This window comes from Acidovorax sp. YS12 (assembly GCA_021496925.1).
Lineage (GTDB): Bacteria > Pseudomonadota > Gammaproteobacteria > Burkholderiales > Burkholderiaceae_C > Paenacidovorax.
Genome location: CP053915.1, coordinates 1,682,489 through 1,696,221 on the forward strand (window position 1 = coordinate 1,682,489; position 13,733 = coordinate 1,696,221).

Annotated in this window: 11 protein-coding genes; 3 read left to right on the top strand and 8 right to left on the bottom strand. The window is 68.4% G+C overall.

What is annotated here, in order from left to right; all coding sequences use genetic code 11:
- Position 1 precedes the first annotated feature (1 nt).
- The 8 genes from YS110_07635 to YS110_07670 form a co-directional block, all read right to left on the bottom strand.
- Positions 2-490, bottom strand: coding sequence for a VOC family protein (locus YS110_07635; GenBank protein UJB64626.1), 489 nt, complete (start codon positions 488-490; stop codon positions 2-4).
- 16 nt (positions 491-506) lie between these two features.
- Positions 507-2,696, bottom strand: coding sequence for an MFS transporter (locus YS110_07640; GenBank protein UJB64627.1), 2,190 nt, complete (start codon positions 2,694-2,696; stop codon positions 507-509).
- 267 nt (positions 2,697-2,963) lie between these two features.
- A complete protein-coding gene (locus YS110_07645; protein UJB64628.1) occupies positions 2,964-3,791 on the bottom strand; it encodes an SDR family oxidoreductase in 828 nt (275 codons plus the stop codon).
- Complete coding sequence (locus YS110_07650) at positions 3,788-4,498, bottom strand: ABC transporter ATP-binding protein (protein ID UJB64629.1); 711 nt, start codon at positions 4,496-4,498, stop codon at positions 3,788-3,790. The genes YS110_07645 and YS110_07650 overlap by 4 nt, the downstream gene beginning before the upstream one ends.
- Positions 4,495-5,247 carry an ABC transporter ATP-binding protein gene (locus tag YS110_07655; protein ID UJB64630.1) on the bottom strand — a complete coding sequence of 251 codons (753 nt, stop codon included), beginning with the start codon at positions 5,245-5,247 and terminating at the stop codon, positions 4,495-4,497. The genes YS110_07650 and YS110_07655 overlap by 4 nt, the downstream gene beginning before the upstream one ends.
- A gap of 11 nt (positions 5,248-5,258) precedes the next feature.
- A complete protein-coding gene (locus tag YS110_07660) occupies positions 5,259-6,536 on the bottom strand; it encodes a branched-chain amino acid ABC transporter permease (GenBank protein ID UJB64631.1) in 1,278 nt (425 codons plus the stop codon).
- Positions 6,537-6,557: 21 nt separating this feature from the next.
- Complete coding sequence (locus YS110_07665; GenBank protein ID UJB64632.1) at positions 6,558-7,499, bottom strand: branched-chain amino acid ABC transporter permease; 942 nt, start codon at positions 7,497-7,499, stop codon at positions 6,558-6,560.
- Positions 7,500-7,622: 123 nt separating this feature from the next.
- Positions 7,623-8,858 (bottom strand): branched-chain amino acid ABC transporter substrate-binding protein, encoded by a 1,236-nt coding sequence (locus YS110_07670; protein ID UJB67392.1) that lies wholly within the window; start codon positions 8,856-8,858, stop codon positions 7,623-7,625.
- Between the two features lie 289 nt (positions 8,859-9,147).
- Here YS110_07670 and YS110_07675 point away from each other — a divergent pair, with 289 nt between their 5' ends.
- From YS110_07675 to YS110_07685, 3 genes are all read left to right on the top strand, one after another.
- Positions 9,148-9,897 carry a FadR family transcriptional regulator gene (locus YS110_07675; GenBank protein UJB64633.1) on the top strand — a complete coding sequence of 250 codons (750 nt, stop codon included), beginning with the start codon at positions 9,148-9,150 and terminating at the stop codon, positions 9,895-9,897.
- Positions 9,898-10,042: 145 nt separating this feature from the next.
- The gene (locus YS110_07680; protein UJB64634.1) at positions 10,043-10,645 is read left to right on the top strand and encodes a VOC family protein; all 603 of its coding nucleotides are present in this window, start codon (positions 10,043-10,045) and stop codon (positions 10,643-10,645) included.
- A 135-nt stretch (positions 10,646-10,780) separates the two neighbouring features.
- Positions 10,781-13,651: a valine--tRNA ligase gene (locus YS110_07685; protein ID UJB64635.1), complete on the top strand. Its 2,871-nt coding sequence runs from the start codon at positions 10,781-10,783 to the stop codon at positions 13,649-13,651.
- Positions 13,652-13,733 lie beyond the last annotated feature (82 nt).

A 13,733-nucleotide genomic window follows, 5' to 3' on the forward strand; every position in this document is an offset into this window, starting at 1 on the left:
GTCACACGCTCCCGTTCTTCAGGTCAGGCCGGTAGGCGTGAATGTCGGCGTACTGCACCAGCTCCAGCACGTTGCCCTCGGGGTCGCGGCAGAACGACAGGAAGGTGCCGGGACGCACTTCCACGCGCGCGGGGCCGGTGAGGAATTCCGCGCCGTGCGCCTGCAGGCGCGCGATGGCGGCGTCGATGTCATCGACGATGAACGTCAGGTAGCAGGCGTTGGGCTGGTCCAGGATGGGGCCGCCGTGCGTGGCGGCGGCGGCGGGCGGATTGACCGGCGCCAGCAGCTTGATGCGCTCGCCGTAGCTGGTCTGCAGGCGCACCACGATGTAGCCGCCGTCGGACAGCGCCGCCTGGCGCGCCTTGTCGGCCGGCACGGCCACTTCGCTCACGAACTGGCAGCCCAGCGCGTTTTCGTAGAAGTGGCGCATGCGCGGCAGGTCGCGCACGCCCAGGCCCACTTCGAGGGGGGAAATCATCTTCATCGACATGGTGTGTCTCCTTGGCTCAGGCGCGGCCTTGGTCGCGCATTACTTGTTGCAGGCCCTGCACCACTTCCTCGGTGCGCGCGGCGGCGGCGCGCTCCAGCACCTTGGAGATGCTGGGCGAGGCCTCGGCGCCGGTCACGCGCTGCACGGGCTGGTCCAGCCAGTCGAAGCAGCGGCGCTGGATCTCGTCGGCCAGCCAGCCGCCGTAGGAGGTGCCGCGCGCGCCCTGCTCGACGATGAGCACGTTGTTGGTCTTGCGGATGCTGGCCTCGATGGTGTCCCAGTCCAGGCTGGCGCGGTCGAGCCAGCGCAGGTCCACCACCTCGGCGTCGATGCCGGTCTGCTCCACGGCTTCCAGCGTGTGCTGCACCATCGACAGGTAGGTCAGCACCGTCACGGCCTGGCCGCTGCGGCGCACCGCGGCCTTGCCCACGGGGATGATGTAGTCCAGGTCGTCCACGGGCGCGGGGCCGGTGCCGTTGTAGAGGTCCACGTGCTCGATCACCAGCACCGGGTCCTTGCAGGCCAGCGCGGCGTTCATCAGGCCCACGTAGTCGAACGGGGTCGATGCCGCGACGATGCGCCAGCCCGGGCTGGTGGCGAAGATGCCCGCCGGGTCCATGGAGTGCTGCGAGCCGTAGCCCGTGCCCATGGCCACCTTGGTGCGCAGCACCAGCGGCACCTCGAAGCCGCCGCCGAACATGTGGCGCGCCTTGCCGATCTGGTTGAACACCTGGTCGGCCGCCACCCACATGAAGTCGGGGTACATGAACTCCACCACGGGCTTGTAGCGCCCGTCCATGGCCAGGCCGCCGCCCAGGCCGGCGAAGGCGTTCTCGCTGATGGGCGTGCCCAGCACGCGGTCGGGGAAGCGGTCGCGCAGGCCGCGCGTGGCGCCGTTGGTGCCGCCCTTGAGGCGGTGCACGTCCTCGCCCATGACGACGATGCCCGCATCGGTCTCCATGCGGCGGGCCATCACGTCGGCCACCACGTCGACGAACTTGCGCGGCTCGGTCTTGCCGGTGAACGTGGCCGCTTCTTCGGCGCGCAGGCCCTGCAGCTCCTGCAGGTCGCCGCGCACGCCCACGTCGCGGAAGTCGGGGCTGGGCCAGAGCTCGGGGCGGATGCGGCGCTTGCCGGGCTTGCCCGAGGGGTCGGCCTCCAGCAGCTGGGCGCAGGCCTGGGCCATGGCGTCCTTGACGCGCTGGCGCAGCGCCTCGGCATCGTCGGCGGTGAGCAGGCCGCGCGCCTGCATCCGGCCGGCCAGCAGCGCCAGCGGGTCGCGCGCACGCCACGCCTGCTCCTCGGCCTTGGTGCGGTAGCCGAAGGCGCTGCCGGGGAAGGGGCCGTTCTGGTGGAAGAAGCGGTACACGTCGGCCTCGACCACGGCCGGGCCCTTGCCCGCGCGCATGTGTGCCAGCGCCTCCTGCATGGCCAGGTGCACGGCCAGCGGGTCCATGCCGTCCACCTTCCAGCTCGGGATGTTGAAGGCCAGGCCGCGCGCCGACAGGCGCGTCTCGGCCGTGGACTCTTCCACCGTGGTGGAGACGGCGTAGCGGTTGTTCTCGATGAAGAAGCACAGCGGCAGCTTCCAGGCGGCCGCCAGGTTCATGGTCTCCAGCACCGAGCCGATGTTGACGGCGCCGTCGCCAAAGTAGGTCACGGCCACGGCGTCGGTGCCCGCATGCTTGTGCGCCCAGGCCGCGCCGGCGGCCAGCGGCACGCCGCCGCCCACGATGGCGTTGGTGCCTAAAGCGCCGGCCTCGACCCACTGCAGGTGCATGGAGCCGCCCCGGCCGTGGCAGAAGCCCTGGTCCAGCCCCAGAATTTCGGCCAGCGTGCGCTGCAGCAGTTGCTGCACCGCGCCCTCCAGCGGCGCCTTGGGGTCGATGCCCTGCGGGGCGATGTGGCCCAGCGCCTTGGAGAGGAACTGGTGGTGCCCGCGGTGCGAGCCGTTGATCTGGTCGGCCGTGGTCAGGCCGACGATGGAGCCGGCGGCGCCGCCCTCCTGGCCGATGCTGGAGTGCGCGGGGCCGTGCACCAGGCCTTCGCCGGCCAGCTCCAGCACGCATTCCTCGAAGCCGCGAATGATGTGCATGTGGGCCAGCAGCGCGCCCAGCAGCGCCGGGTCGGCCTGCGCCCAGTCCGCATCGGTGGTGGAGAGCTGGACCCAGTCGCTCGCGGGGGCCAGGGGGGTATGCAATGGCATGGGGTGTTCCTGTCAGGTTCTGTGCACAGTGGAAATTTCAAGCAAAATTGGCATCCAGCGCTTATGCAGCAAGCGCTGGCAGCTATTTTTTCAATAGCGTTTATCTCAGAAGGTGTGAATGAATCCGGCGTGCCCGAGCAGGCCGCACAAACATGCGCCATCAAGGCGCAAAGCGCAGCCATAGCGTGGGCTATGGCGAGCATTTGCAACGCCGAGGGCGTGCGTTTTTGCGGGATGAGCGGGCATGGCGGATTCGTTCACACCTTCTTAGTAGCCGTTGGCCAGCCAGCCGCCGTCCGACACCAGGGCGTGGCCGGTGATGAAGGCCGCGGCGTCGGACGCCAGGTAGAGCGCGGCCTCGGCCATTTCCTCGGGGCGGCCCAGGCGGTTCATGGGGGTCTTGCCGCACAGTTCGGCACCGTCGATGACGCCCTTGTCCATCAGGTCGTCCATGAGGGCGGTGTGCGTGTAGCCGGGGCAGATGGCGTTGACGCGGATGCGGTGCCGCGCCCACTCGGCCGCCAGGCATTTGGTGAGCGACACCACGCCGGCCTTGGCCGCGCAGTACGCCAGGCGGTTGGCCGAGGTGGACAGCCCCCAGATCGACGCGGTGCTCAGGATCACCCCGCCGCCCTGCCCGACCATGCGCCGGCCGGCGGCCTGCGCGCAGTAGAAGACGCCCGAGAGGTCGATGTCGATGGCGCGGCGCCACTCGGCGGGCGTGAGCTCCAGCGAGGGCTTGTTCATCGAGATGCCGGCGTTGTTCAGCAGGATGTCGATGCGGCCGAAGCGCGCCTCGGTGGCGGCGCAGGCCTGCTCCACGGCCACGTCGTCGGCGATAGAGGCCTGCACGATGTGCACTTCCACGCCCGGGAAGGCCTCGCGCAACTGGGCGCGCGTCTGCTCCAGTCCGGCGGTGTCGATATCGAGCAGCATCAGCTTCGCGCCGTGGCGCGCGAAGGCGTGGGCCATGGCGCGGCCGATGCCGCTGCCCGCGCCGGTGTTCAGCACCACCTTGCCCGACAGGCCGGGGTAGCTGGCAGGGGTGAAGGGCTGGGCCGCGGGGTAGCCCTGGGGAATGGGTGCGGTCGTCATACAGCGAGCCAATCTTTCATGAGTTGGGGGTTGGAAGTGAGGTCGTGCGGCGTGCCCTCGAAGACGATGCGGCCATGGCCCATGACGCACACGCGGCTCGACACCTTGAGCGCGATGGCCAGCTTCTGCTCCACCAGCACCACCGACACGCCCTTGCCGTGGATGTCGCGGATGGCCTCGCCGACCACCTGCACGATCTTGGGCGCCAGGCCCTCGGTGGGCTCGTCGATGAGCATCACCAGCGGGTTGCCCAGCAGCGAGCGGCACATGGTCAGCATCTGCTGCTCGCCGCCCGAGAGGCTGCCGGCCTTGGTGTTGCGCCGCTCCTTGAGGCGCGGGAAGTAGTCGAACATCTGCTCCACCGACCACTGCACGCGGCCGGCGCGCGCGGCCTGCTCGCCCATGCGCAGGTTCTCGTCCACGGTGAGGTTGGCGAACACCTCGCGCTCCTCGGGCACGAAGGCCACGCCGGCGCGGCAGATCTCGAACGAGCGCGCGCCGCTGATGCGCCGGCCCTGCAGCAGGATCTCGCCGCCGGTGGCGGGCACCAGGCCCATGATGGTCTTCATGGTGGTGGAGCGGCCCGAGCCGTTGCGCCCCAGCAGGCTCACCACCTCGCCGGGGGCGACATGGAAGTCCACGCCGTGCAGGATGTGGCTCTTGCCGTAGTGGGCGTGCACGCCCTTCAATGCCAACAGGGCGCTCATGCTGCGGCCTCCTCGCCCAGATAGGCTTCCTTGACCTTTTGGTTGTTGCGGATCTCCTCGGGCGTGCCGGTGGCGATGACCTGGCCGTACACCAGCACGCTGATGCGGTCGCACAGCGAGAACACCACGTCCATGTCGTGCTCCACGATGAGCAGCGAGCGGCCCCGGGTCACGGTCTTGATGAGCTCGACCGCGTAGTCGGTCTCCTCGTGCGACATGCCGGCCATGGGCTCGTCGAGCAGGATCACCTTGGGGTCCGAGGCCAGCGCCATGCCGATCTCCATCGAGCGCTGCTCGGAGTACGACAGCTCGCCGGCGCTGGCGTCGCGCCGCCCGGCCAGGCGCACCAGCTCCATGAGCTGCTCGGTCTCCTCGCGCACTTTGGCGTAGCCGGCGATGAAGCGCCACAGCGTGTGCTGCACGCCGTGGCGGCGCATCACGGCGATGCGCAGGTTCTCGTACACCGACAGCTTGGGGAACAGGTTGGTGATCTGGAACGAGCGCGCCAGCCCCAGGCGGTTGATGTGCTGCGGGCTCGCGCCCTGGATGTCGTGGCCGTCGAAATGGATGCACCCGCCCGTGGGCGCGTAGTGGCCCGAGATCAGGTGGAACACCGTGGACTTGCCCGCCCCGTTGGGGCCGATCACGGCATGGCGCTCGCCGGCGCGCAGCTCCAGCTCCACGCCGCGGATGATCTCGGCGTCGCCAAAGGACTTGCGCACGCCGCTCAAGGCCAGGATGGGTTGCATGGGGTTTTGGCTCACAGTGCGCTCCCTTGCTGGGCGGTGGGGGATTCGGCGGCCTCGGCGCGTTCCTGCAGCGCGTGCCACAGGCGCGCCGTGGCGCGCACCAGCGCCGCGCCCACGGCCCACAGGCCCAGCGGCACAGCCCAGGTGGCCACGGCCGTGGGCAGCCAGTCGCGCCCGAACAGGGCGATGGGCGCCCAGCCCGCGCCGGCATTCAGCGCCGCCATGGCGCGGTAGTCCTGCGAGAAGAAGCGCTGCAGCAGCTCGACGGTGAACACCGTGCCCGCCGTGAGCAGCAGCCCGGCGAGCAGGCCCGCGCACAGCATGGGCAGCAGCGCCACGGTGCCGTGGGCGCGCCGCGCCGTGCCGACCCAGCGGATGAACCCGGCAAGGCCAGTGGGCATGAACATCATCACCAGCACGAACAGCACGCCCTGGTAGAGCAGCCACGAGCGCGTCAGGTCCGACACGGCGTAGCCGAAGAAGGTCATCAGGGCCGCGCCCAGCGCCGGGCCGAGGAAGACCGTGACGCCGCCGATGTAGCTGTTGAGCACCACGGCGGCCGAGACGTGGCTCTCCAGCAGCACGTAGTTGGCCGACTCGGTGTTGAGCGCCTGCAGCCCGCCCGCGATACCCGCGAACATGGCCGAGATGGCGAACACCGTGACGTTGAGGCGGTGCACGTCGTAGCCCAGGAACCTGAGGCGCTGGCTGTTCTCGCGCAGCCCCAGCGTCAGCCGCCCCACGGGGGTGAGCGTGAACAGGTACAGCAGCGCCAGCGACAGCAGCACCCAGGCCAGCACGAGGTAGTACACCTCGGTGGACGAGCCGAAGCCCAGGCCCCAGGCCGGCATGCGCATGGCGGAGATGCCCGCCTCGCCGCCGAACACGCCCTTGAGGTGCGGCGCCAGCGCGTGCATCAGCTCGGCCAGGGCCAGCGTGATCATGGCGAAGTAGGTGCCCGTGCGCTGCGTGGCGAACCAGCCCGCGGCGATGCCGGTGAGCAGCCCCACCACGGCGCCGGCCAGCGGCATCAGCGGCGTGGGCAGCAGGCCTGCGCCGTTGAAGGCGTTCATGGCGTGCACGGTGGCGAAGGTGCCCACGCCGAAGTACGCGGCGTGGCCGAACGAGAGCATGCCGGCCTGGCCGCACACCAGGTTGAAGGCGCAGGCGAACAGCGCGGCGATCAGCATCTGGATGGCGGCGTTGACCAGCGACTGCGACAGCAGCGCGGGCAGCGCCACGAGCAGCGCCACGCCGACGGCCAGGGGAATCCACAGTTTCGATTGCATGGTTGGCACTCCTGGCGGGGGTCAGCTCTTCTCGCCCATGAGGCCCGAGGGGCGCACCATGAGGATCAGCAGCATCAGGGCGAAGGGAATCGTGGCGGAGATGCTCGACAGCTTGAGCGTGAGCAGCCCGCCCACCTGCTCGGCCCAGGCGCGCGCGCCGAACCAGGCCAGGATGTCGGCCAGGCTGTAGTCCACGCCCACCGACAGCGAGGTGATGACGCCGATCAGCAGCGAGGCCAGCATGGCCCCGCCCATGGAGCCCAGGCCGCCCACCACCACGACCACGAACACCATGACGCCCAGCTCCAGCGCCATGTTCGGGTTGGTGGTGTAGAAGGCCCCGGCCACCGCGCCGGCCAGCCCGGCCAGGGCCGCGCCCACGCCGAACACGCCCATGAACACCAGCGGCACGTTGTGGCCCAGGGCCTCGGCCATGCGCGGCTTGTAGATGGCTGAGCGCACCACGATGCCCACGCGGGTGCGCGTCAGCAGCAGGTAGACCAGGACGAACATGACCACCGCCACCGAGCCCATCAGGATGCGGTACGCGGGGTAGTTGGCGTCGCCCAGGCGGAACAGCGCGAAGTCCATGCTGGCCGGGATGCGGTAGTCCACCGGGAAGTTGCCGAAGAACAGCTTGATGAGCTCGGCGATGATGAACGACAGCCCGAAGGTGAGCAGCAGCTCGTGCGCGTGCCCGTGGTGGTGCACGCGGCGCAGGAAGTACTTTTCCACCACCACGCCGACCAGGCCCACCAGGATGGGCGACGCCAGCAGCGCGCCCCAGAAGCCCAGGCTGCCCTGCAGCGCGTAGGCGAAATAGGCGCCCAGCATGTAGAACGATGCGTGGGCGAAGTTGAGCACGCCCATCATCCCGAAAATGAGCGTGAGGCCGGCCGAGACCATGAACAGCAGCAAACCGTAGATCACGCCGTTGAGCAGCGAAACGATCAGGTTCTCCATGAGGGTTTTCCTTTTTTCAAGCGCGCATGCAGCGGCCGAGCCCGGTGGCTCCAAGGGGAGAAGAAAAGGGGAAGGGCCAGGGCGCCCGCCGCGCGGCGGCGCGGGCGCCCCGGGGCCGGGCGATCAGCCCGGGCGCTGCATCCTGCAGTTGCCCTGCACCGGGGCCGCGGCCTCCTGGGCGCTGAACAGCTTCACCGTCTGGAAGCCCATGGGCGTGTTGTCGGCCTTGAACTTCGCGTCCTTGCTGACCTTGGACACCGCGATGGGCAGCAGAATCTGGTGGTCGTCGGCGCGCATGGCCGACTCGCCCAGCGGCGTCTTGAACCGGGCCGACTCCAGCGCCTTGGCGAAGGCGTTGACGTTGAGCTTGCCGTCCTGCGCCTTCACGCCCTTGAGGACGGACGCCACCATCTGCAGGCCAAACACGGTCTGGCCCTCGGTGTAGACCGGGTAGTGGCCGGTCTTGGCCTTGTAGTCCTCGGCGAACACCTCGCTGTCCTTGCCATTGGCGTCGGCGTTGAAGGAGTGCGCCACGTAGTGGCCCAGCGCGGCGTCGCCGGCGTTGGCGATGTTGCCCGGCTGGTCGAGGAAGGCGGTGCCGAAGCGCGCCGTCAGGCCGGCGGCCTTGGAGGCCTTCATCATCAGCAGCAGGTCGTTGGACCAGTTGCCGGTGATCACCGTGTCGGCCTTCGAGGCGGCGATCTTGTTCACGTAGGGCGCGAAGTCCTGGATCTTGTTGGTGTCGTGCAGCGTCTTCTCGACCACCTGGTAGCCGCCCGCCGCGGCGTTGGCCACGATGGCGGCCTCCATGTCCTGGCCCCAGGAGTAGTTCTGGTTGATGGAATACACCTTGGTGCCCAGCGCGTTGTCCTGCTTCATGGCGGACACCAGTGCCTTCACGCGCACCTGGGCGTTGGGGTTGAAACGGAAGTGGTGGAAGTGACACTTCTCGCCCGTCAGCTCCAGCGCCTCGCCGCCGACGTTGAGGAACACCACCTCCTTGCCCGGGTTGCGCAGGTTGAACTTGCGCACGTCCTCGGTGATCTGGCCGCTCACGGCCGACGAGGAGCCCTGCACGATGAGCTGCACGCCATCGGCCAGCGCCGCCTTGACCTTGTCCGACGCGCCGGCCGGGCCGCCCTGGTTGTCGTACTCGACGAGCTGCACCGGCTCGCCGTTCCAGCCCCCGCCGGCGTTGATCTGGTCGATCACGTAGCGCGTGGCGGCCTTGAACATCAGGCCGGTGGAGGCCTGCGGGCCCGACAGGGTCTCCACGAGGCCGATCTTCAGGGGAGCGGCCTGGGCACTGGCACCCATCGCCACGAGGGAGGCGAGCACGATGTTTCTTGCACTGGACATTGCGGACATTCAGGTCTCCATGTTTCGTATTCCCACGGGCTGGACGCCGGCCTATCCGCCGCCTGCCCCGCAGAGGTGTCTGACATTGATTTGCACTGGTCAGACCACAAAGTCTAATGGTCTGGCAGGATGAAATCAAAGAAAATCCAATGAACCTAGGGTAAGCCCCAATGCCACGCCTACCTGCTTTAGAGGGCCGGCATCAGATTCATGCAAGTGAATCCACGGAGAATGGCGGAACCGGTTTAACATGTCTGACAACTTTTCCCGCAGCGGAGACATCACCCCCATGGCCCTTACTTCCATTGCCGCCTCAGACGACAACAGGCCTGCCGCCGCGCCGGAGGGCGGACGGCATCTCCCCGACGAAATCGCCGCCACCATCAACACGCGGGTGCAGCGCGGCGAGCTGCTGCCCGGCGAGCGCCTGCCCAGCGAGCGCGAGCTGTGCGAGCTGTTCGGCGTGAGCCGCTCGGTGGTGCGCGAGGCGCTGTCGCAGCTCAAGTCGGACGGGGTCATCGAAACCCGGCGCGGCAGCGGCGCCTATGTGCTGGAGCGCGATCAGCGCCAGTCCTTCCGCATGCAGGACGTGGCCATCGACGAGCGCGACAGCCTGGCGCTGGTGATGGAGCTGATCGTCACCGTCGAGGTGGCGGCCACGCGGCTGGCGGCCACGCGCCGCACGCCCGAGGACCTGAAGATGATCCGGCGCGCGCTCATCGGCATGGAGTACGAGATCGCCAACGACCGGCTGGGCGACGAGCAGGACTTCGCCTTCCACCAGGCCATCGTCGAGGCCACGCACAACCCGCACTTCATCGCCCTGAGCTCGCACCTGGAGCAAGGCGCGCGCCGCGTGATCCGCCAGGCCCGCACCAACACGCGCACGCGCCACACCGACCTGATCGAGGCCGTGCAGGAGGAGCACCAGGCGATCTTCGACGCCATCAAGGCGAGCGACGCCGACGCCGCCGCGCGCGCCGCCGAGGACCACCTGAAGAACGCTGCCCGGCGCCTGGACATGTACCTCAAGCGCTGACCCCCGGCCTCATGCCAAGACATGGCAACGCCCCGGCAACCCCGGGGCGTTGTGCTTTGGCGCGTGGCCAGGGCGGCGCCGCAAATTCACACAAGGTAAATTCATTACGGATAGTACAATTTCAGCCCCACTCCAGGAGACGGCCATGGCCCTGCCCGCACCCGCAGCCATCGAGCAGCTGCACCACTTCGCCTACCGCTGCCGCGACGCCGAGGAGACGCGCCACTTCTACGAAGACCTGCTGGGCCTGCCGCTGTACCACATCATCCAGAGCGACTACGTGCCCAGCACGGGCGAGTACTGCCCGTACACGCATTTCTTCTTCCGCCTGCGCGACGGCTCGTTCATCGCCTTCTTCGACCTGGGCGACGACGTGAAGCCCGCGCCCTCGCCCAACACGCCGGCCTGGGTCAACCACATCGCGTTCCGCGTGGACAGCGTGCAGGCGCTGGAGGACACCAAGGCGCGGCTGCAGGCGCACGGCGTCGAGGTGCTGGGCGTAACCGACCACCACATCTTCAAGAGCATCTACTTCTTCGACCCCAACGGCATCCGCCTGGAACTGGCGGCCCAGGTGGCCGGCGCCGACCAGATGGCGCGCGAGAGCCAGACCGCCCACGCGCGCCTGGCCGCCTGGACGCAGCGCAAGGCGCAGTGGCGCGCGGAGCGCGCGCAGGGCCAGTCCAGCGCGCCCCTGAAGCCGCAGCAGAACGACCGGCCCGAGTACGTGCCCAGCACCAGGGTTTGAGCCCAATCGGCTTCCAGCCCTTGCCAGACAAGCGCTGGCAGCTACTGAATGATGAGCGGCACAGGGGCGATAAAATCGCCCCTCCTCCACACCACTGCCTCAGCGGCATCCTGCGGGATGCCGTTTTTCATTGCCATGAGCGACACGATCGAACAACCCGGCCTGAACAGCCTGTCCAAATCCTTCGAGCCTGCGGCCCTGGAGGCCCACTGGGGCCCCGAGTGGGAGCGGCGCGGCTACGGCGCCGCCGGCGTGCGTGGCACGGGCCAGGCGGACGCCGGCCAGCCGTCGTTCTGCATCCAGCTGCCGCCGCCCAACGTCACGGGCACGCTGCACATGGGCCATGCGTTCAACCAGACCATCATGGACAGCCTCACGCGCTACCACCGCATGCTGGGGCAGAACACGGTCTGGGTGCCGGGCACCGACCACGCCGGCATCGCCACGCAGATCGTGGTGGAGCGCCAGTTGCAGGAGCAGGGTGTGAGCCGCCACGACCTGGGCCGCCCCGATTTCGTGAAAAAAGTGTGGGAGTGGAAAGAGCAATCGGGCAACACCATCACCACGCAGATGCGCCGCCTGGGCGACAGCGTGGACTGGCGCCGCGAGTACTTCACCATGGACGACAAGCTCTCCAAGGTGGTGACCGAGACCTTCGTGAAGCTGTACCAGCAGGGCCTGATCTACCGCGGCAAGCGCCTGGTGAACTGGGACCCGAAGCTGCAGTCCGCCGTGTCGGACCTGGAAGTGGAGAACGAGGAAAAGGACGGCTCGCTGTGGCACATCGCCTACCCGCTGGCCGACGGCTCGGGCCAGCTGGTGGTGGCCACCACGCGCCCCGAAACCATGCTGGGCGACGTGGCGGTGATGGTGCACCCCGAGGATGCGCGCTACGCGCACCTGATCGGCCAGAGGGTCAAGCTGCCGCTGTGCGACCGCGAGATCCCGGTGATCGCCGACGCCTACGTGGACAAGGAATTCGGCACCGGCGTGGTCAAGGTCACGCCCGCGCACGACAACAACGACTACCAGGTGGGCCAGCGCCACGGCCTGCCCATGGTTTGCGTGCTCACCCTGCAGGCCACGGTGAACGAGAACGCGCCGGCGAAGTACCAGGGCATGGACCGCTTCGTGGCGCGCAAGGCCATCGTGGCCGACCTGGAGGCGCTGGGCCTGCTGGTGGAGACCAAGAAGCACAAGCTGATGGTGCCCATCTGCACCCGCACCGGCCAGGTGATCGAGCCCATGCTGACCGACCAGTGGTTCGTGGCCATGAACAAGGCCGGCGAAGGCGACGCCACCGGCAAGAGCATCGCGCAAAAGGCCATTGACGCCGTGGCCGGCGGCCAGGTGCGCTTCGTGCCCGAGAACTGGGTCAACACCTACAACCAGTGGATGAACAACATCCAGGACTGGTGCATCTCGCGCCAGCTCTGGTGGGGCCACCAGATCCCGGCCTGGTACGACGACGAGGGCAACGTCTACGTGGCCCGCAGCGAGGCCGAGGCCCAGGCGCAGGCCCCCGGCAAGGCGCTGACGCGCGACGCCGACGTGCTCGACACCTGGTACTCCAGCGCGCTGGTGCCGTTCAGCACCATGGGCTGGCCGGACCAGAGCGAATCGGCCACCGACGACTACAACCTGTACCTGCCCTCCTCCGTGCTGGTCACGGGCTACGACATCATCTTCTTCTGGGTCGCCCGGATGATCATGATGACCACGCACTTCACCGGGCGCGTGCCGTTCAGGCACGTGTACATCCACGGCCTGGTGCTGGACGCGCAGGGCAAGAAGATGAGCAAGTCCGAGGGCAACGTGCTCGACCCGGTGGACCTGATCGACGGCATCGCCCTGGAGCCCCTGCTCGACAAGCGCACCCAGGGCCTGCGCCGCCCCGAGACCGCGCCCAAGGTGCGCCAGGCCACGCAGAAGGAATTCCCCGAAGGCATTCCGGCCTACGGCGCCGACGCGCTGCGCTTCACCTTCGCGGCGCTGGCGTCGCTTGGCCGCAGCATCAACTTCGACAGCAAGCGCTGCGAGGGCTACCGCAACTTCTGCAACAAGCTGTGGAACGCCAGCCGCTTCGTGCTGATGAACTGCGAGGGCCAGGACTGCGGGCTCGACACCGCCCAGGGCTGCACCAACGAATACCTGCACTTCAGCCAGGCGGACCGCTGGATCGTCTCGCTGCTGCAGAAGACCGAGGCCGAGGTGGCCAAGGGCTTCGCCGAGTACCGCCTGGACAACGTGGCCAACACGCTCTACGACTTCGTCTGGAACGCGTTCTGCGACTGGTACCTGGAGATTGCCAAGGTGCAGATCCAGACCGGAAACGCCGCCCAGCAGCGCGCCACGCGCCGCACGCTGATCCGCGTGCTCGAAGCCATCCTGCGCCTGGCGCACCCCATCATCCCCTTCGTCACCGAAGCGCTGTGGCAGGTGGTGGCCCCCATCGCCGGGCTGAAGGGCGACTCCATCGCCGTGGCCGCCTACCCGCAGGCCCAGCAGGAAAAGATCGACGAAGCCGCCGAGGCCTACGTCGCCCGCCTGAAGAACATGGTGGACGCCTGCCGCACGCTGCGCGGCGAAATGGGCGTATCGCCCGCGCAGCGCCTGCCGCTGCTGGCCGTGGGCGACAGCGCCGAAGCCACGGCCTTCCTGCGCGCCAACGCCGACGTGCTCAAGAACCTGGCCAAGCTCAGCGAAGTCAAGGTGTTCGACGCCGAGGCGCCGTGGCAGGCCGCGGCGCAGAGCGCCCCCGTGTCGGTGGTGGGCGATGCGCGCCTGGCGCTGTTCGTCGAGGTCGACGTGGCCGCCGAGAAGGCCCGGCTGGCCAAGGAGGCCGCCCGGCTGCAGGGCGAAATCGCCAAGGCCAACGCCAAGCTGGGCAACGAAGCCTTCTGCGCCAAGGCCCCCGCCGCCGTGCTGGAGCAGGAGAAGAAGCGCGTGGCCGACTTCGGCGCCACGCTGGCACGCATCCAGGAACAACTGGCCCGCCTGGGTTGATTCAAAAACGATAGCTGCTCGCGCTTGCCCCAAGCGGGTTTGCATGCAAAAACCATGTGAATCCCTTGAAGGACAAGCGCCA

Excerpts from the sequence above, each read along its gene's own strand:
- YS110_07640 (UJB64627.1), bottom strand. The coding sequence starts at position 2,696 with ATGCCATTGCATACCCCCCTGGCCCCCGCGAGCGACTGGGTCCAGCTC.
- YS110_07680 (UJB64634.1), top strand. The coding sequence starts at position 10,043 with ATGGCCCTGCCCGCACCCGCAGCCATCGAGCAGCTGCACCACTTCGCC.
- YS110_07635 (UJB64626.1), bottom strand. The coding sequence starts at position 490 with ATGTCGATGAAGATGATTTCCCCCCTCGAAGTGGGCCTGGGCGTGCGC.
- YS110_07670 (UJB67392.1), bottom strand. The coding sequence starts at position 8,858 with ATGTCCAGTGCAAGAAACATCGTGCTCGCCTCCCTCGTGGCGATGGGT.
- YS110_07645 (UJB64628.1), bottom strand. The coding sequence starts at position 3,791 with ATGACGACCGCACCCATTCCCCAGGGCTACCCCGCGGCCCAGCCCTTC.
- YS110_07675 (UJB64633.1), top strand. The coding sequence starts at position 9,148 with ATGGCCCTTACTTCCATTGCCGCCTCAGACGACAACAGGCCTGCCGCC.
- YS110_07660 (UJB64631.1), bottom strand. The coding sequence starts at position 6,536 with ATGCAATCGAAACTGTGGATTCCCCTGGCCGTCGGCGTGGCGCTGCTC.
- YS110_07650 (UJB64629.1), bottom strand. The coding sequence starts at position 4,498 with ATGAGCGCCCTGTTGGCATTGAAGGGCGTGCACGCCCACTACGGCAAG.
- YS110_07685 (UJB64635.1), top strand. The coding sequence starts at position 10,781 with ATGAGCGACACGATCGAACAACCCGGCCTGAACAGCCTGTCCAAATCC.
- YS110_07665 (UJB64632.1), bottom strand. The coding sequence starts at position 7,499 with ATGGAGAACCTGATCGTTTCGCTGCTCAACGGCGTGATCTACGGTTTG.
- YS110_07655 (UJB64630.1), bottom strand. The coding sequence starts at position 5,247 with ATGCAACCCATCCTGGCCTTGAGCGGCGTGCGCAAGTCCTTTGGCGAC.